Consider the following 17813-nt stretch of genomic DNA (forward strand, 5'->3'; position numbering starts at 1 on the left):
TCGAGGGGGTCGCCCCGTGTCCTACCGCACCGCTCTCTCAGAAATCCTGACCAGTGTCGTCGCCCCCGCCGCCGAACTGACCGGTGTGCGGGGCCGGTTCCCCCGCGCTGCGGTGACGGCCCTCGGGCAGGCCGGCCTGTTGGGGCTCACCGTCTCCACCGCGTACGGCGGCGGGGGACAGGGGTTGCCCGAGGCCGCGGACGTGGTGGCTCGTACCGCGCGCGTCTGCCCGGCCACGGCGGCCGTCCTCCGGTCTCACTACGCGGCGGTCGCCGTCATGGAGGCGTACGGCGGCTCCTGGGTGCGCGCGGAGATCGCGGCGGGCCGGCATCTGAGCAGCCTCGCCCTTGCGGAGGCGGAGGTGTCGGGGGAAGGTGACCTTCTCGCGCCGCACTCCAGTGCCGTCCGCTCCGGTGACGTCGTCGCGCTGCGAGCCCGTAAGTACGGGGTGGTGGCGGCAGGGGAGGCCGACAGCTATGTCTGGTCCTCCCGCCCGCTTGCCGGGCTCGACGGCCTCACCCTGTGGGGGGTTCCGGCGCATGCCCCGGACCTGTTCGTGCCGGCCCGGCCGGGAGACGCGGGGCCGTGCGGGAGCGGGACGTCCACGGTGTTCGCGGACCCGGTCCTCGTCCCGGCCGACGCGATGCTCGGCGCGGACGGCGCCGGGCTCGACATCGTGCGGCGTACGGTCCTGCCGTGGCTGCGCGAGCTACGGGCCGCCGGGAGTACCGGAGTTCAGGCTTCGCAGGTCGTCGGCGTCACCACGCCCCGACCGGCCCCCTCCTTGGCGCCGTTCTGAACGCCCATGGCCATCAGGCGAGTTGCCTCACTCCCGACCGGCCTTGGCGGCGAACTGCCTGCGGTAGAAGTCGGCCGTGCGCTCGGCGTGCTTGCGCATCACCTCGCCCGCCCGGTCCGCGTCTCCCTTGGCGACGGCCTTGATGAGCTGGGCGTGCTCGTTCCAGGCCTCCTTGCCACGGGGCTTGGCGATGGGGGTGTAGTACCAGCGCACCTTCTGGCCCACCTGTCCGAGCATTTCCGCGAGGACGTCGTTGGCGGCCACGGAGGTGAGGAAGGAGTGCAGGGCCGTGTTGGCAGCGACCAGCCGCTCGACGTCACCCTCGGCGAGGGCGTCCACGCCGTCCTGGTGGAGCTCCCAGAGTCGCTCGACGTCCTCGGGCTTGGCGTTCTGCGCGGCGAGTTGCGCCGAGTAGGTCTCCAGGACCGCGCGGACGCCGAGGAGTTGGGCGGCCTCCTCCTCGGTGGGGGAGTGCACGAAGGCACCCTGGGCGGGCCGCAGGTCGACCCAGCCGGCGGTCTGGAGCCGCTGGAGAGCCTCGCGGACCGGCTGGCGGCTGACCCCGAGGTGCTCGGCGAGTTCGGCCTCGACGAGGTGCTGGCCGGGCTTGAGGGAGCCGTTGACGATCAGCTCGGTCAGGGCGTCGTAGACGGCCTGGCGCAGGGGTGCAGGGCGGGCGACGCGCCGGGTCGCAGCGGCTGTGAGTGCCTCGCGCATGGTTGTCCTGTTCTGCCGCCGAGAGGATCGGCCGCCGGGGCCGACGGCGGGCTCAGAATACAGGTTTTGGTATGCAACATGGCGTGACCTGTGGATTGAGGGCCCAGGGGTCCCGCGAGGGATGACTCCCTGCGACTGTCGTCTGTATACAGAAGCCTGTATGGGGTATTGTCTCAGTCTCCGCAGCCCTCGCCGGGGACCCGTGTCACGGAAGGCGAAGCGATCATGACGACCAGCGGGAGTGACGTGACGGTCGAGAGCGTGGTCCGGAGGGTGGTGGCCGACCACCGGGGACAACGCGGCGCGCTGCTCCCCGTACTGCACGCCGTGCAGGCCGAGTTGGGCCATGTGCCGCAGGAAGCGGTCCCGGTGCTGGCCGACGAACTGAACCTCTCCCGGGCGGACGTCCACGGAGTGGTGACCTTCTACCACGACTTCCGCCGCGAACCGGCGGGCCGCACCACGGTACGTATCTGTCGCGCCGAGGCCTGCCAGGCCCTGGGCGCCGACCGCCTGGTGAGCTACGCGCGCGAAGCCGGGCTGCCCCTGGGGGAGACCGCGGCCGACGGCTCGGTCACCGTCGAGCAGGTCTTCTGTCTGGGCAACTGCGCGCTGGGACCGTCCGTGGAGGCGAACGGACGGCTGTACGGACGTGTGGGCCCGGCCCGCCTGGGCGCGATCCTCAACGGGACGGTGTGATCATGAACGACGCTGCCCACTCCGCCGCGACGGTCTACGTCCCCCGCGACTCGGCGGCCCGCTCCGTCGGCGCCGACGAGGTGGCTGCCGCCCTCCAACGCGCCGCCACCCGCGGGGACTTCGCGATCGACGTCGTACGCAACGGATCGCGCGGCATGCTGTGGCTGGAGCCGATGGTCGAGGTGGCCACCCCACAGGGCCGCGTCGGCTACGGACCCGTCGCCCCCGAGGACGTCGACGGACTCCTCGCCGCCGGCCTGCTCGACGGCGCGGAACACCCGCTGCGACTCGGCCTCGTCGATCAACTCCCTTGGTTGGCACGGCAGACGAGGGTCACCTTCGCCAGAGTCGGCGTCACCGACCCGCTCTCCCCGCAGGACTACGTCGAACACGGCGGCCTCAAGGGCCTGCGCGCCGCCCTCGACATGGACCCCGCCGATGTCGTCGCCGCCGTCACCGAGTCGGGACTGCGCGGCCGCGGCGGCGCCGGATTCCCGGCCGGCATCAAGTGGAAGACGGTGCTGGACTGCGCCGACGAGCTGAAGTTCGTGTGCTGCAACGCCGACGAGGGCGACAGCGGGACCTTCGCCGACCGGATGGTCATGGAGGGCGACCCGTTCCTGCTCATCGAGGGCATGACCATCGCGGCGCACGCGGTCGGCGCGAGCGAGGGCTATGTCTACATCCGCTCGGAGTACCCGGACGCCATCACCACGATGCGCGAGGCCATCGAACTCGCCCGTGCACAAGGATGGTTGGGCGAGGGCATCCTGGGCTCGTCGCTCGACTTCGACCTCCATGTCCGCGTAGGCGCCGGCGCTTACATCTGCGGCGAGGAGACCTCCATGCTGGAGAGCCTGGAGGGCAAGCGCGGCATGGTCCGGGCGAAACCGCCGATCCCGGCGATCGAGGGCCTGTTCGGCAAGCCGACCGTGGTGAACAACGTCCTGACCCTCACCACCGTCCCGGTCGTCCTCGCCGACGGCCCGAAGGCCTACCAGGACCTCGGCGTCGGCCGCTCCCGCGGCACCCAGGTCTTCCAGCTCGGCGGCAACATCGCCCGCGGCGGCATCGTGGAGACCGCGTTCGGCATCACCCTGCGCGAGCTGATCGAGGAGTACGGCGGCGGCACCCGCACCGGACGCCCCGTACGAACCGTGCAGGTCGGCGGGCCGCTCGGCGCGTATCTGCCCGAGGCACAGTTCGACCTGCCCATGGACTACGAGGCGTTCGCCGAGGCCGGCGCGATGCTCGGGCACGGCGGGGTCGTCGTCTTCGACGACACCGTGGACATGGCGGCGCAGGCCCGCTTCGCGATGGAGTTCTGCGCGGAGGAGTCCTGCGGCAAGTGCACCCCCTGCCGGGTGGGGGCCGTACGCGGTGTCGAGGTGATCGACAAGATCGTCGCCGGTACGCACCGCGACGAGAACCTGGCGCTGCTCGAAGACCTCTGCGACCTGATGACCGACGGCTCGCTGTGCGCGATGGGCGGGCTCACCCCGATGCCCGTGCGCAGCGCCCTCACCCACTTCCCCGACGACTTCCTCGGCGGGCGCACGCTCCTGGACATCCACCCCGTGAACGCGCGGACGGAGGGCACGGTATGACGCTCCTCAAGGAACCCGACTTCGGAACACCGGAGCGACCGGGCCCGGCCACGGTCTCCGTCGAGATCGACGGCCTGCCGGTGACCGTCCCCGAGGGCACCTCGGTGATGCGTGCCGCGGCGGAAGCCGGCGTCGACATACCCAAGTTGTGCGCCACCGACAGCCTGGACGCCTTCGGCTCCTGCCGCCTGTGCGTGGTCGAGATCGACGGCCGCCGCGGCACCCCGGCCTCCTGCACCACCCCCTGCTCGGACGGCATGAAGGTGAGCACCCAGACGCCGAAGGTGGAGAAGCTCCGCCAGGGCGTCATGGAGCTCTACATCTCCGACCACCCCCTCGACTGCCTGACCTGCCCCGCCAACGGCGACTGCGAACTCCAGGACATGGCAGGCGTGGTGGGCCTCCGGCAGGTCCGTTACGGCTACGAGGGCGCGAACCACCTCGACGCCGAGAAGGACACCTCCAACCCCTACTTCGACTTCGACCCGTCCAAGTGCATCGCCTGCTCCCGCTGCGTGCGCGCCTGCGGCGAGGTCCAGGGCACGTTCGCGCTCACCATCGAGGGCCGCGGCTTCGACAGCAAGGTCTCACCGGGCGCGGGGGAGTCCTTCATGGACTCCGAGTGCGTCTCCTGCGGCGCCTGCGTCCAGGCCTGCCCGACGTCCACGCTCCAGGAGCGCTCGGTCGTCGAACTCGGCATGCCCACCAGGTCGGTTGTCACCACCTGTGCCTACTGCGGCGTCGGCTGCTCCTTCAAGGCCGAGCTGCGGGGCGACGAACTCGTACGCATGGTCCCGTACAAGGACGGCGGCGCCAACGAGGGCCACTCCTGTGTGAAGGGCCGCTTCGCCTTCGGCTACGCCACCCACCCCGACCGCGTGCTCAAGCCGATGGTCCGCGACCGCATCACCGACCCGTGGCGCGAGGTCGAGTGGGACGAGGCGATCGGCACGGTCGCCCGCCGGATGCGCGAGATCCAGGACCGGCACGGCTCGGGCGCGGTCGGCGCCATCACCTCCTCCCGCTGCACCAACGAGGAGGTGTACGTCGTCCAGAAGATGGTCCGCGCGGCCTTCGGCAACAACAACGTCGACACCTGCGCCCGCGTCTGCCACTCCCCGACGGGCTACGGACTGAAGCAGACCTTCGGCGAGTCGGCCGGCACCCAGGACTTCCGCTCGGTCGCCGAGGCCGACGTCATCATGGTGATCGGCGCCAACCCCACCGACGGGCACCCGGTGTTCGCCTCCCGGATGAAGCGACGGCTGCGCGAGGGCGCCCAGTTGATCGTCGTGGATCCGCGCCGCATCGACCTCGTGCGCTCGCCGCACATCGAGGCCGCCCACCACCTCCAGCTGCGGCCGAGCACCAACGTGGCGGTGGTCAACGCGATGGCCCACGTGGTCGTCACCGAGGACCTCGTCGACCGGTCCTTCGTGGCTGCCCGCTGCGAAGGCTTCGACGACTGGGCGGAGTTCGTCGCCCGTCCCGAGAACAGTCCGGAGGCGGTCGAGGAGATCACCGGCGTACCTGCCGCCGAACTCCGCGCCGCCGCACGGCTGTACGCGGCGGCGCCCAACGGCGCCATCTACTACGGCCTCGGTGTCACCGAGCACAGCCAGGGCTCGACCATGGTCATGGGGATGGCCAACCTCGCGATGGCGTGCGGCAACATCGGCCGTGACGGCGTCGGCGTCAACCCGCTGCGCGGCCAGAACAACGTCCAGGGCTCCTGCGACATGGGCTCCTTCCCGCACGAACTCCCCGGCTACCGCCACGTCTCGGACGACGCGGTGCGCACCGTCTTCGAGAACCTCTGGGGCGGAACCCTCCTCGCCGAGCCGGGACTTCGCATCCCCAACATGTTCGACGCGGCCATCGACGGCTCCTTCCGCGGCCTGTTCGTGCACGGCGAGGACATCGCCCAGTCCGACCCCAACCTGAAGCACGTCACCGCCGCCCTCGAAGCCATGGAACTGGTCGTCGTCCAGGACCTGTTCCTCAACGAGACCGCCAAGTTCGCGCACGTCTTCCTGCCCGGCGCCTCCTTCCTGGAGAAGGACGGCACCTTCACCAACGCCGAGCGCCGCATCAACCGCGTCCGCGCGGTGATGAAGCCCAAGACCGGCAAGCACGAGTGGCAGATCGTGAGCGAGATCGCCACCGCCATGGGCTACCCGATGGCGTACGACCACCCGGGGCAGATCATGGACGAGATCGCCGCCGTCACCCCCACCTTCACCGGCGTCTCCTTCGAACTGCTCGACAAGCTCGGCAGCGTGCAGTGGCCCTGCAACGAGGAGGCCCCGGAGGGCACGCCCATCATGCACGTGGACGAATTCGTGCGCGGCAAGGGCAGGTTCGTCGTCACGTCGTACGTCCCCACCAACGAACGCAGCACCAGGCGTTTCCCGCTGGTCCTGACGACCGGCCGCATCCTGAGCCAGTACAACGTCGGCGCGCAGACCCGCCGTACCGGCAATGTCGCCTGGCACCCCGAGGACATCCTCGAACTGCACCCGCATGACGCGGAGGACCGCGGCATCAAGAACGGTGACATGGTCACCCTGGCCAGCCGGGTCGGCGAGACCACCCTGCGCGCGGAGATCTCCGACCGGATGCCGACCGGGGTCGTCTACACGACCTTCCACCACCCGGTGACCGGCGCGAACGTCGTCACCACCGAGAACTCCGACTGGGCCACCAACTGCCCGGAGTACAAGGTGACCGCCGTGCAGGTCGGCCTGGCGACGGCGGGGAGCTGAGATGACCGCGACCGTGCCGTCCGAGCAGCGGATGGCGAACGACATCGCCAGGAACCTCCGGCATCTGCCCGAGGAGCGGGCGGCGGCGGAGATCGCGGGGCACATCGGCCGGTTCTGGGACCCGCGGATGCGCGCCCGGCTGTACGAGTACGCCGACGCAGGAGGGAACGGTCTCGATCCGTTGGTGGTCGCCGCGGTGGAGCTCCTCCGCTGAGGCTTCGTCTCCGGCACGCCCGGGGCTGTACACGCTGAACGGATACTGCATACAGTATCTGCGTCGGCCGTCTACAGCCTCCGGGTCTGCCTGCCCGGCCAGAGAGGAGTCGTTCATGCTGTTCCGGCAGCTTGAGTACTTCGTGGCGGTGGCGCGGGAACGACACTTCGCCCGGGCGGCCGAGTCCTGCTTCGTGTCGCAGCCGGCGCTGTCGGCGGCGATCGCCAAGCTGGAACGGGAGTTGAACGTCACCCTCATCAACCGCGGCCACACCTACCAGGGGCTCACCCCGGAGGGTGAGCGGCTGGTCGTCTGGGCCAAACGGATCCTCGCCGAACAGGACGCCTTCAAGGCCGAGGTGGCCGCGGTCCAGTCCGGCATCACCGGCACCCTGCGGCTCGGCACCGACCCCACGGCCTCGACGACCCTGGCCCTGCCCGTCGCCGCGTTCTGCGCCGCCCACCCCCTGGCCAAGGTGCAGGTCCGCTCCCGGCTGTCGACCAAGGAACTCCACCGCCAGCTGCGCGACTTCGAACTCGACGTGGCCATCGCCCACTTCGACCCCGGCGACCAGGAGGGCCTCCAGGTCGTCCCCCTCTACCAGGAGCGGTACATGCTGCTGGTGTCGGACGACCAGCCGGTCACCCAGTCCGCCACCGTCACCTGGGCGGACGCGGCCCAACTGCCGCTCGCCCTGCTGACACCCGACATGCGCATCCGGCAGATCGTCGACACCGTCTTCGCCGAGAAGGGGTTCGTGGTGACCCCGCAGATCGAGACCGACTCGATCGCCTCCCTCTACGCCCATGTGGGCGGCGGCGGTTGGGCGAGCATCGTCCCGCACACCTGGCTGCGCGCGATGCCCGTCGTCGGCCGCACCCGGGCGCTGCCCCTCGTCGACCCGGAGGCCGGCGCCCAGGTCTCGGTGGCGATCCACGCCGGAACCCCCGGCTCGGTCGCCGCCCGCGCCTTCGTCAACGCGGCGACGGGCCTGTCCCTGGACGACGTCTTCGCCCGCCCGCTGCCCGCCGACCACCTCGTGCGCGCCGTCCCCTGACGCTCACGGCGCGTACCGTGCCTGCACGGCCTTCCGGTCGAGCCCTCCCTTGGCGGTGTACGGCAGCGCGTCGACCACTTCGAGCCGGTCGGGTACCTCGAACGCGGCGAGCCGGTCCCGGCAGTACCGCAGGATCTCCGCCGCGTCCACGCCCTCCCCGTCGCGCACCACCACAGCGGCCCCGACCCGCTGCCCGTACGTCGCGTCCGGTACGGCGAACACGGCCGCCGCCGCCACCCCCGGGCACCCGGCGAGGATGTCCTCCACGTGCTCGGGCGCGATCTTCTCCCCACCGCGGTTGATGAGGTTCGTGATCCGCCCGGTCAGCGACAGATACCCGTCCGCGTCCAGCGTGCCCAGGTCACCGGTGCGCAGCCAGCCGTCGACGAAGGTGTACGACGTCCCGTCCGCGTCGCCGAGATACCCGCGGGCGACCGTGGGCCCCTGCACCCACACCTCGCCCTCCACCCCTACGGGGCAGGGAATCCCCCCGGGGCCGACGACGCGGACCTCGACCCCGGTCGGCCGGCCGACCGAGCCCTGCTTCAACTCCCCACGCCCCGGCAGAGGTTCACTGGTCGCCTGGTGCGAGGACTCGGTCATCCCGTACGCGGACAGCAGGGGCGCGCCGAACGTCCGCTCCAAGGCCCGCTGTGTGGCGGTGTTGAGCGGAGCGCTGCAACTGCGGACGAACTTCAGCGGCGGCACCTGAGGCCCTGGGTACTCCTGCTCCAAGCGGTCCAGCAGGATCTCGTGCATGGCCGGGACCGCCGTGAACCACGTGGCGGCCACCGCCCGCATGTCGTCCCAGAACGTCGTCGCGGAGAACCGCCCCCGCTCGGGCAGCAGCACACAGCCGCCGCTCGCCAGCGAGGCCAGCAGAGCCGCGAACAGCCCGTGACCGTGGAAGAACGGCATCACCGCCACCGTCGCGTCTCCCGGCCCCAACTCGTAGCTGGCGCAGATGTTCCGCACGGACGCCGTGACGTTCGCATGCGTCAGCGGCACCATCTTCGGCCGGGCGCTGGTCCCGGCGGTGAACATCACGAGGGCGTCGTCGCCCGACAACTCGGTGGCGGCTTCCGGTGCATGGGCGGCGGCACCGATGTCTGCGGCTCCCGGCACAGGGGCCGCCCGTTCGACGTCGAGGGCGACCGACGCCGTGCCCGCCCGGGAGACGCCGACCCGCAAGGGCCACGCCGGCACCGGCAGCCGGGTGCCCGCGACGGGCGGCCCCACCAGAACACCCCGCGCGCCCAACGCACCCACACGGGCCGAGAGTTGTGCCATCGGAAGCGCCGGATCCAGCGGCGCGACCACCAGCCCGGCCCGTGCCGCACCGAACAACGCCACCACGAACTCGACCGTGTTGGCGGACAGCACCCCGACCGCGTCACCGCGCCGCAGCCCGGCCCCGCCGAGCCGGGCGGCCACGTCGTCGGCCAGGGCGGCGAGGGCGCGATAGGACAGGTGGACCCGCTCACCGCCGACGACGAGAGCATGGGCGTACGGACGTTCCCGCACCTGCCCGTCGAGGAGATCGACCAGGCCCGTCAGCGTCGGAGGCCGGTACCGGCCCGCGTCGCGCACGGACGCCGCGACCACAGCGGCCATGACCCCACCCCCTAGCCCAAGGTCCGATGCAACAGTCCTCTGCGAGCCTGCGGCGACCGTCGGCGGCCGTCCAATACGCACTGCCGAACGCCCGATAACGGGCGCCTATCAAGGGAGTTGCGGGGCCCTTCACCAGCCCTCGATAGAAGTTGCTTATCGGCTGGTCGCCGATGGGTCTTGGACGCGGGCGAACCCGCTGCGGATGGTGAGAGGAGTAGCCGCACCGGCAGGACCTGCCCAAGGAGGACCCCGGACCATGACCGCCCCCTCGACACAGGAGACCGCGGCAGCAGCCGACGTGCCGACCGAGCAGCTGACCGACGGGTACCACCTGGTCGTCGACGCGCTCAAGATGAACGACGTCGACACCATCTACGGGGTCGTCGGCATCCCGATCACCGACCTCGCCCGCCTCGCTCAGGCCCAGGGCATCCGCTACATCGGCTTCCGGCACGAGAGCAACGCCGGACACGCGGCCGCCGCCGCCGGCTACCTCACCAAGAAGCCGGGCGTGGCCCTCACGGTGTCGGCACCGGGCTTCCTCAACGGCCTCGTCGCGCTGGCGAACGCGACCACCAACTGCTTCCCCATGGTGCAGATCTCCGGCTCCAGCGAGCGCCACCTCGTCGACCTCAAGCAGGGCGACTACGAGGAGATGGACCAGCTCGCCGCCGCCCAGCCGTTCGTCAAGGCCGCCTACCGCGTCAGCCGCGTCGAGGACATCGGCCGCGGCATCGCCCGCGCCCTGCGCACCGCGATCTCCGGGCGCCCCGGCGGGGTCTATCTCGACATCCCCGCCGCGGTGCTCGGCGCCATCATGCCCAAGGCGGAGGGCGAGCGGACCCTGAGCCGCCTCGTCGACCCCGCGCCGCGCCAACTCCCCGCCCCCGACGCCGTGGACCGCGCCATCGAGCTGCTGGCCGCCGCCGAGCGCCCGCTGATCGTGCTGGGCAAGGGCGCCGCGTACGCCCAAGCGGACGACAAGGTACGGGAGTTCATCGAGTCCACGGGCATCCCGTACGTACCGATGTCGATGGCGAAGGGCCTGCTGCCCGACGACCACCCGCAGTCCGCGGCCACTGCCCGCTCCCTGGCCCTGAAGAAGGCCGACGTCGTCCTGCTGATCGGCGCCCGCCTCAACTGGCTGCTGGGCCACGGCCAGGCGGGCTGGAACCCGGACGCCAAGTTCGTCCAGATCGACATCGACCCCAAGGAGATGGACAGCAACCAGCCCATCGCCGCCCCGCTCGTCGGCGACATCGAGTCGGTGCTCGACGCCCTCGCCGAACGCACCAAGCCCGGCCAGATCCAGGCCCCTTCGGCCTGGCGCGACGAACTCGGGGCGCGCTCCGCGCACAACGTCGCCAAGATGGCCCAGCGGCTGGCGGCCGACCCGCACCCCATGCAGTTCATGGGCGCCCTGAAGGCCGTACGCGACGTCATCCACGCCCGCCCGGAGACCTACCTCGTCAACGAGGGCGCCAACGCCCTGGACATCGCGCGCAACGTCATCGACATGCACGTACCGCGCCACCGCCTCGACAGCGGCACCTGGGGCGTCATGGGCATCGGCATGGGGTACGCCATCGCCGCCGCCGTCGAGAGCGGCCAGCCGGTCGTGGCCGTCGAGGGCGACAGCGCCTTCGGGTTCAGCGGCATCGAGATCGAGACGATCTGCCGCTACCGGCTCCCGGTCGTCACCGTGATCATGAACAACGGCGGCGTCTACCGCGGCGACGACACCAACCCGTACGACGACGCCCCCTCGCCCACCACGCTCATGTCGGCGGCCCGCCACGACCTCCTCATCGAGGCGTTCGGCGGCAAGGGCTACCGCGCCACCACCCCCGCCGAGGTCACCGCCGCCCTCACCGAGGCCCTCGCCGCCGGCGGCCCGGCGCTCATCGACTGCGTCATCGACCCCTCGGCCGGCACCGAGAGCGGCCACATCTCGCACCTCAACCCCAAGGGCATCACCGTCGGCAACATCACGCCGGCCGCCAAGTGACCACGTAACTCCACGCAAAGGAAGCAGACATGAGTGAAAAGCCGCTCGCCGGAATCAAGGTGATCGACTTCACCGGGGTCCAGGCCGGTCCCGCCTGCACACAGATGCTCGCCTGGTTCGGCGCCGACGTCCTGAAGGTGGAGCGCCCCAACGGCGGCGACGTGACCCGCCGTCAGCTCAGGGACATCGAGGACCTCGACGCGCTCTACTTCACGATGCTCAACAGCAACAAGCGCTCCCTCGCCATCAACACCAAGACCCCCGAGGGCAAGGAGGTGCTGGAGAAGCTCATCAAGGACGCCGACGTCCTGGTGGAGAACTTCGCGCCGGGCGCCCTGGACCGCATGGGCTTCACCTGGGAGCGCATCCAGGAAATCAACCCTCGCCTCATCTTCGGCTCGGTGAAGGGCTTCAACGACCAGTCGTCCTGGAACGACCTCAAGGTCTACGAGAACGTCGCCCAGTGCGCCGGCGGCGCCGCCTCCACCACCGGCTTCTGGGACGGCCCGCCGACCATCTCCGGCGCCGCCCTCGGCGACACCAACACCGGGATGCACCTGGCGATCGGCATCCTCACCGCGATCATCGACCGGAACAAGACCGGCAAGGGCCAGAAGGTCTCCGTCTCCATGCAGGACGCCGTCCTCAACCTGTGCCGCGTCAAGCTGCGCGACCAGCAGCGCCTGGAGCGGGTCGGCTACCTGGAGGAGTACCCCCAGTACCCCAACGGCGAGTTCACCGACGTCGTCCCGCGCGGCGGCAACGCGGGCGGCGGCGGGCAGCCCGGCTGGGTGCTCAAGTGCAAGGGCTGGGAGACCGACCCGAACGCGTACATCTACTTCACCGTCCAGGAGCAGAACTGGAAGCGGACGGCCGAGGTGATCGGCCACCCCGAGTGGGCCGAGGACCCCAAGTACGCCACCGCGCGCGCCCGTCAGTCGCACATCTTCGAGATCTTCGCCGAGATCGAGAAGTGGCTCGCCGACAAGACCAAGTACGAGGCGGTGAACATCCTGCGCGAGTGGGAGGTGCCCTGCGCCCCTGTGATGAGCATGAAGGAGATCGCCTACGACGAGGACCTGCGCAAGAGCGGCACGGTCGTCGAGGTCGAGCAGAAGGAACGCGGCACCTACCTCACCGTCGGCAGCCCGGTGAAGTTCTCCTCCTTCAAGCCCGACATCACCGGCGCCCCGCTGCTGGGCGAGCACAGCTCCGAGGTCCTGGTCGAACTCGGCTACGACGAGGAGACCATCGGCCGCCTGAAGGAGACCGGCGTCATCGTGTAGGAGCGGACAGCTGAGTGGGGGCCGTTGCCGGAAAGGCAACGGCCCCCACTCTCATACGCGTTGACGGTTCAGACGGCCGCCTCGGCACGCCGCCGCATCAGCTCCCGTTCCCGCTCCCGCCGCGCGGTCACATCCCGGATGACCGCCCCGCAGTACATGTCACCGTCGGCGGCGGGGAGCATGACCACGCTGAACTCGATGGAGATCCTGCGCCCGTCCGCCGCCAGCGCGGGCACGTTCAGCAGATCGGCCTCTCCGTACTTGCTGGTGCCACGGTCCATGGCCTCCTGGAAGCCGTCCCAGTGCCGCTTGCGGTGCTTCTCGGGGATGATGACGTCCAGACTTCGGCCGTCCACGTCGGCCGCCGAGAACCCGAAGATACGCTCCGCGCCCTGGTTCCAGTACCGGATGAGTCCGTCGCCGTCGATGATCACGATGCCGTCGGGTGCCTGGGCGGCCATTCCCAGGACCACCTCGGGGTTGAGATCTTCCATGTCGCCTCCGTGCAGGGGCTGTGTCACTGGCATGGGTGAGGCGGGACCCTTGCGGCGCAGGGGGCGCTCCCCGCCACTCAGGGTCCCGCCGCCGACGAACCGTGTCGACGAAATATTGTCTACAGGATGAGATTGGAGCCAGCAAGACTCCGGCCCGTTTGTGCGCCGTAGACTGTAGGCGAAAGCCAATTCATAATTGCCTCCTGCACGCAGCGACGACGCTGACGAGGAGGGGCCGTGATGTTGTCGACGACTGGCCTGCCACAGGGTGCGGTGCCCAAGCTCGAACGTCCCGGCCCGCTGCGTGACCGGGTCTACGAGGCGCTCCTCGAACTCATCACCACCCGCGCCCTCCAGCCCGGCCGGCATCTGGTCGAGAGCGAGCTCGCCGGGCATCTGGGGGTCTCACGTCAGCCGGTGCGCGAGGCGTTGCAGCGGCTCAGTACCGAGGGGTGGGTGGACCTGCGCCCGGCTCAGGGCGCGTTCGTGCACGAACCGACCGACGAAGAGGCCGACCAACTCCTCACTGTCCGCACCCTCCTGGAGGCCGAGGCGGCCCGGCTCGCCGCGGCCAACGCCGGCACCGCGGCCATCGCCGCCCTCGAGGAACTGTGCGCCGAGGGTGAGCGGGCCGTCGCGGCCGACGACGTGGACGGCGCGGTCGCGATGAACGCCCGGCTGCACGCGAAGATCATGGAGCTCGCGGGCAACAAGGTCCTGGCCGAGCTGGCGGCCCAGGTCGACCGGCGGGTCCGCTGGTACTACACGCCGGTCGCGCGGCAGCGCGGCCGGCAGTCCTGGATCGAGCACCGCGAACTGATCGCGGCGATCGCGGACCGCGACGAACAGCGGGCGATCGAGGCCATGCGGACCCACACCGAGCAGACCCGGAGGATGTACCACGAGCGTGGACGGAAACGCAGGTGAAAGGCACTCCGAAAGCTTGGTATTGTTGTCCGTGTCGCCGCGGGGAGCACCCCCGGCCAGGCGGCAGACACCTAGTCCGGGTGGCGGAATGGCAGACGCGCTAGCTTGAGGTGCTAGTGCCCTTTATCGGGCGTGGGGGTTCAAGTCCCCCCTCGGACACAGAGAGTAACCGCAGCTGTGCAGGTCGAGGATCTTCTCGACCCGCACAGCTGTTTTTCGTTGCGTGCGTGGCCGTCGAATAATCATGTGCCGACCCTCCCGCCCCCTCCCTACACTCACCACGAGATCAAAGAGATCGTGACGAACGAGGGGAGCCCGGCCGTGTGTGACCGCACCGCAGTCGTCGCTTCCCGTACCCGCTACGAGGTGATCCTCGTGTCCCCGGCCGCCCGGCGCCCGCTGCGCGGCCGGTGCCGGATGCCCGTCACGAACTCCTGACATACCGTCAAGTCGAGTGTTTCGTACGGGAATCGCGCTGCCCCGTTTTCACGGAACACCTCGAAAGGCCATGGGCCGTGCGTACTCACAGCAACCCTCTCACCACCGTCCGCAACCTGGGCATCCTCGCCCACGTCGACGCCGGCAAGACCACCGTCACCGAGCGGATCCTGTTCGCCACCGGCACCACGCACCGGCGCGGTGAGGTCCATGACGGCACGACCGTCACCGACTTCGATCCGCAGGAGCGCGACCGCGGCATCACGATCTTCGCGGCGGCGATCAGCTGCGCCTGGGACGGTCATCGCATCAACCTGATCGACACCCCGGGGCACGTCGACTTCGCCGACGAGGTGGAGCGTTCACTGCGGGTGCTCGACGGCGCGGTCGCGGTGTTCGACGCCGTCGCGGGCGTGGAACCGCAGAGCGAGTCCGTCTGGCGACAGGCCGACCGGTACGGCGTTCCGCGGATCGCGTTCGTCAACAAGATGGACCGCGCGGGCGCCGACCTCGACGCCGCCGTCGCCTCCATCCGGGAGCGGCTGCACCCGGCGCCCCTCGTGGTGCAGCTGCCCATCGGGGCGGAGGGCGGCTTCCACGGGGTCGTCGACCTGGTCGGGATGCGGGCGCTGACCTGGGCCGACGGCGGCGACATGGTCGTACAGGAGATCCCGGAGGCGCTCGCCGAGGAAGCGGCGCGGCGGCGTCGGCTGCTGGAGGAAGCCGTGGCCGAACTCCACCCCGGCGCGCTGGAGGAGTTCTGCGCCCGGTCGGCGCTCGACGCGCGGACGCTCGGCGACGCGCTGCGCGACCTCACGCACTCCGGCGACGGGGTCGTGGTGCTGTGCGGCTCGGCCTACCGCAACCGTGGTGTCGAACCGTTGCTCGACGCGCTCGTGGCCTATCTGCCGTCGCCGCTCGACGTGCCCGCCGTACGCGGCACCGGCGAGGGCGACGGGCAGGAGCGGCCCGCCGACCCGGCGGCGCCGTTCGCCGGGCTGGTGTTCAAGGTGAACGCCACCCCGACCGGGCGCCTGACCTATCTCCGGGTCTACTCCGGAACGATCGAGAAGGGGGACACGGTGTGGGACTCGGGTGTACGGCGTACCGAGCGCATCGGGCGCATCCTGCGGGTGCAGGCCGACCGGCACGCCCAGTTGGAGCGGGCGGTCGCCGGGGACATCGTGGCCGTCGGCGGGCTGAAGGCGGCCCGCGCCGGGTCGACGCTGTGCGCGCCGGACGCCCCGCTCGTCCTCGAACCGCCCGGGGTCGCCGAACCCGTCGTGTCCGTGGCGGTCGAGGCCGTACGGTCCACCGACACCGACCGGCTGGCCCAGGCGCTCGCCCGGCTCGCCGAGGAGGACCCGTCGCTGGTCGTGCGCACCGACCCGGAGACCGGGCAGACGGTGCTGTCCGGCATGGGCGAACTGCATCTGGAGGTCGCGCTGGAGAAGGTGCGGCGTGACCGGGGGCTGGACGTCAACGCCGGGCGGCCGCGGGTGGCGCTGCGGGAGACCGTCGGGCACGGGGTGTCCGGGTTCGTCTTCCGGCACGTCAAACAGGACGGCGGAGCAGGGCAGTTCGCGCATGTCGTCCTCGACGTGGAGCCGCTGCCCGTGGACGCCGGGTTCGAGTTCCGCTCGGCCGTCGTCGGCGGGCGGGTGCCGCAGGAGTACGTCCGGGCGGTCGAGGCCGGCTGCCGGGACGCCCTGGCCGAGGGGCCGCTCGGCGGTCACCCGGTGACCGGGCTGCGCGTCACCCTCACCGACGGGGCGACCCATGTGAAGGACTCCTCCGACACGGCCTTCCGTACGGCGGGCCGGTTCGGGCTCCGGGACGCCCTGCGCGCCTGCGCCATGGTGCTGCTCGAACCCGTCGCCGAGGTCACGGTCACCGTGCCGGACGCGGCGGTCGGCGGAGTGCTCGGCGACCTCGCGGCCCGGCGCGGCCGGGTCACGGGTTCGGCGGCGCGCGCCGGTTCGGCGGTCGTCGCGGCCACCGTGCCGCTCGCCGAACTCTTTGGCTACGCAACCCGGTTGCGCAGCCGGACCCAGGGCAGAGGCACCTTCACGGCCCGGCCGACGGGGTACGCCCCGGCGCCCTCCGCGGTGACGGCCGGCTAGGCCCAGGACTCCGGTCCTAGGACTCAGGTCCCGTTGTCGGTTCGCACCACGAACAAATATCGTTCGTGGTGCGAACTGAACGGGTGTCCCGGCGTGCGGGGCACGCAGCCGACGGGGAGAGGGCGGGTTCCGCCATGTCAGTGCACACGCCGGTGTTCGGTACGGGGATCAGCGCAGCCGTCGAGGACATCGAGGAGGCGCTGCGGCACGCCGTCCAGGCAGACCGGCAGGGCCTCGACCTGGTCACCGTCTCCGACCACCCCTACGACGCCACGAAGCTCGACGCGTACGCCCAGGTCGGCGTCGTCCTCGGCCGGACCGAACGGGTCTCGGCCCTGGTCAACGTCACCAACCTGCCCAGCCGTCCCGCGCCGATGCTGGCCCGCGCGGTCACCTCGCTGTCCGCGCTGACCGGCGGCCGGCTGGTGCTGGGCATGGGCGCGGGCGGGCTGTGGGACGAGATCGCCCGGCTCGGGGTGGAGCGGCTCGGGCCGGGGGCCGCCGTACGCGCCTTCGAGGAGGCCGTCACCCTGATCCGGATGCTCGGCGGTGGCGGTGAACCGGTCACGTTCGAGGGGGAGTTCTACCAGGTGCACGGCCTGCGACCGGCCGCGGTCGAGGTGCCGCCGGTGTGGACCGGCTCGGTGGGGCCGAAGTCGCTCGCCGCCACCGGCCGGGTGGCCGACGGCTGGATCCCCGGCCGTGCGGCCGACTGGCTGAGCCCCCGTTACCGAGACTCCCGGCCCGTCATCGACGAGGCCGCCCTGAAGGCGGGCCGCGACCCCGCCGACATCGTCACCGTCTACAACCTCCCCGGCGTCATCACCGCCACGCCCCTCGCCGCCCCGCGCGGCGCCGACGGCGTGTGGCGGGGCGGCTCGGTGGCGCAGTGGGTCGAGGAACTCACCGGCGCGGTCCTGGAGTTCGGTGCCCACGGGTTCGTCCACTTCCGGGTGGACGACGGCACCCCGGCCGACGTGACCCTCGGCCGCTGGGCGCAGGAGATCGCCCCGGCGGTGCGGGAGGCCGTGGTGGCCGCCCGCACCTGACGTGCCGTCAAGATCA

At 70.9% G+C, this 17813-nt stretch carries 14 protein-coding genes and 1 tRNA gene; 12 read left to right on the top strand and 3 right to left on the bottom strand.

Annotated features, from left to right (window positions below):
• Positions 1 to 16 precede the first annotated feature (16 nt).
• Positions 17 to 799, top strand: a complete 783-nt coding sequence (locus CRP56_RS34670; RefSeq protein WP_097270792.1) for an acyl-CoA dehydrogenase family protein — start codon at positions 17 to 19, stop codon at positions 797 to 799.
• Between the two features lie 27 nt (positions 800 to 826).
• Here CRP56_RS34670 and CRP56_RS34675 read toward each other — a convergent pair whose 3' ends face one another.
• The gene (locus CRP56_RS34675; protein WP_097270794.1) at positions 827 to 1516 is read right to left on the bottom strand and encodes a GntR family transcriptional regulator; all 690 of its coding nucleotides are present in this window, start codon (positions 1514 to 1516) and stop codon (positions 827 to 829) included.
• Between the two features lie 225 nt (positions 1517 to 1741).
• Here CRP56_RS34675 and CRP56_RS34680 point away from each other — a divergent pair, with 225 nt between their 5' ends.
• From CRP56_RS34680 to CRP56_RS34700, 5 genes are all read left to right on the top strand, one after another.
• Positions 1742 to 2215, top strand: a complete 474-nt coding sequence (locus CRP56_RS34680; protein WP_097270796.1) for a formate dehydrogenase subunit gamma — start codon at positions 1742 to 1744, stop codon at positions 2213 to 2215.
• Between the two features lie 2 nt (positions 2216 to 2217).
• Positions 2218 to 3822 carry a formate dehydrogenase beta subunit gene (locus CRP56_RS34685; RefSeq protein WP_097270798.1) on the top strand — a complete coding sequence of 535 codons (1605 nt, stop codon included), beginning with the start codon at positions 2218 to 2220 and terminating at the stop codon, positions 3820 to 3822.
• Positions 3819 to 6587: a formate dehydrogenase subunit alpha gene (fdhF, locus tag CRP56_RS34690; protein WP_097270800.1), complete on the top strand. Its 2769-nt coding sequence runs from the start codon at positions 3819 to 3821 to the stop codon at positions 6585 to 6587. The genes CRP56_RS34685 and fdhF overlap by 4 nt, the downstream gene beginning before the upstream one ends.
• A gap of 1 nt (position 6588) precedes the next feature.
• Entirely contained in the window at positions 6589 to 6801 is a 213-nt protein-coding gene (locus CRP56_RS34695; protein ID WP_257041426.1) for a formate dehydrogenase subunit delta, read from the top strand.
• A 115-nt stretch (positions 6802 to 6916) separates the two neighbouring features.
• Positions 6917 to 7858: a LysR family transcriptional regulator gene (locus CRP56_RS34700; RefSeq protein WP_097270801.1), complete on the top strand. Its 942-nt coding sequence runs from the start codon at positions 6917 to 6919 to the stop codon at positions 7856 to 7858.
• A 3-nt stretch (positions 7859 to 7861) separates the two neighbouring features.
• Here CRP56_RS34700 and CRP56_RS34705 read toward each other — a convergent pair whose 3' ends face one another.
• Positions 7862 to 9472 (bottom strand): FadD7 family fatty acid--CoA ligase, encoded by a 1611-nt coding sequence (locus CRP56_RS34705; protein WP_097270803.1) that lies wholly within the window; start codon positions 9470 to 9472, stop codon positions 7862 to 7864.
• Positions 9473 to 9728: 256 nt separating this feature from the next.
• On the opposite strand from CRP56_RS34705, the gene oxc reads away from it, so the two are divergent.
• Positions 9729 to 11480 (top strand): oxalyl-CoA decarboxylase, encoded by a 1752-nt coding sequence (gene oxc, locus CRP56_RS34710; protein ID WP_097270805.1) that lies wholly within the window; start codon positions 9729 to 9731, stop codon positions 11478 to 11480.
• Positions 11481 to 11509: 29 nt separating this feature from the next.
• The gene (frc, locus tag CRP56_RS34715; RefSeq protein ID WP_097270807.1) at positions 11510 to 12766 is read left to right on the top strand and encodes a formyl-CoA transferase; all 1257 of its coding nucleotides are present in this window, start codon (positions 11510 to 11512) and stop codon (positions 12764 to 12766) included.
• A 68-nt stretch (positions 12767 to 12834) separates the two neighbouring features.
• On the opposite strand, the gene CRP56_RS34720 is transcribed toward frc, so the two are convergent.
• The gene (locus tag CRP56_RS34720) at positions 12835 to 13260 is read right to left on the bottom strand and encodes a PAS domain S-box protein (protein WP_097270809.1); all 426 of its coding nucleotides are present in this window, start codon (positions 13258 to 13260) and stop codon (positions 12835 to 12837) included.
• Between the two features lie 240 nt (positions 13261 to 13500).
• Here CRP56_RS34720 and CRP56_RS34725 point away from each other — a divergent pair, with 240 nt between their 5' ends.
• The 4 genes from CRP56_RS34725 (at position 13501) to CRP56_RS34745 (ending at position 17797) form a co-directional block, all read left to right on the top strand.
• The gene (locus CRP56_RS34725) at positions 13501 to 14187 is read left to right on the top strand and encodes a GntR family transcriptional regulator (protein ID WP_097270811.1); all 687 of its coding nucleotides are present in this window, start codon (positions 13501 to 13503) and stop codon (positions 14185 to 14187) included.
• A gap of 74 nt (positions 14188 to 14261) precedes the next feature.
• A tRNA-Leu gene (locus CRP56_RS34730) sits at positions 14262 to 14346 on the top strand.
• A 356-nt stretch (positions 14347 to 14702) separates the two neighbouring features.
• A complete protein-coding gene (gene fusA, locus CRP56_RS34740; protein ID WP_097270815.1) occupies positions 14703 to 16748 on the top strand; it encodes an elongation factor G in 2046 nt (681 codons plus the stop codon).
• A 134-nt stretch (positions 16749 to 16882) separates the two neighbouring features.
• Entirely contained in the window at positions 16883 to 17797 is a 915-nt protein-coding gene (locus CRP56_RS34745) for an LLM class flavin-dependent oxidoreductase (RefSeq protein WP_097270817.1), read from the top strand.
• The last annotated feature ends 16 nt before the right edge of the window (positions 17798 to 17813 follow it).

Origin of the sequence: Streptomyces sp. TLI_55 (genome assembly GCF_900206255.1) — a bacterium.
Lineage (GTDB): Bacteria > Actinomycetota > Actinomycetes > Streptomycetales > Streptomycetaceae > Streptomyces > Streptomyces aquilus.

Excerpts from the sequence above, each read along its gene's own strand:
- oxc (WP_097270805.1), top strand. The coding sequence starts at position 9,729 with ATGACCGCCCCCTCGACACAGGAGACCGCGGCAGCAGCCGACGTGCCG.
- CRP56_RS34720 (WP_097270809.1), bottom strand. The coding sequence starts at position 13,260 with ATGGAAGATCTCAACCCCGAGGTGGTCCTGGGAATGGCCGCCCAGGCA.
- CRP56_RS34685 (WP_097270798.1), top strand. The coding sequence starts at position 2,218 with ATGAACGACGCTGCCCACTCCGCCGCGACGGTCTACGTCCCCCGCGAC.
- CRP56_RS34700 (WP_097270801.1), top strand. The coding sequence starts at position 6,917 with ATGCTGTTCCGGCAGCTTGAGTACTTCGTGGCGGTGGCGCGGGAACGA.
- CRP56_RS34725 (WP_097270811.1), top strand. The coding sequence starts at position 13,501 with ATGTTGTCGACGACTGGCCTGCCACAGGGTGCGGTGCCCAAGCTCGAA.
- CRP56_RS34705 (WP_097270803.1), bottom strand. The coding sequence starts at position 9,472 with ATGGCCGCTGTGGTCGCGGCGTCCGTGCGCGACGCGGGCCGGTACCGG.
- CRP56_RS34745 (WP_097270817.1), top strand. The coding sequence starts at position 16,883 with ATGTCAGTGCACACGCCGGTGTTCGGTACGGGGATCAGCGCAGCCGTC.
- CRP56_RS34695 (WP_257041426.1), top strand. The coding sequence starts at position 6,589 with ATGACCGCGACCGTGCCGTCCGAGCAGCGGATGGCGAACGACATCGCC.
- CRP56_RS34680 (WP_097270796.1), top strand. The coding sequence starts at position 1,742 with ATGACGACCAGCGGGAGTGACGTGACGGTCGAGAGCGTGGTCCGGAGG.
- fdhF (WP_097270800.1), top strand. The coding sequence starts at position 3,819 with ATGACGCTCCTCAAGGAACCCGACTTCGGAACACCGGAGCGACCGGGC.
- frc (WP_097270807.1), top strand. The coding sequence starts at position 11,510 with ATGAGTGAAAAGCCGCTCGCCGGAATCAAGGTGATCGACTTCACCGGG.
- CRP56_RS34675 (WP_097270794.1), bottom strand. The coding sequence starts at position 1,516 with ATGCGCGAGGCACTCACAGCCGCTGCGACCCGGCGCGTCGCCCGCCCT.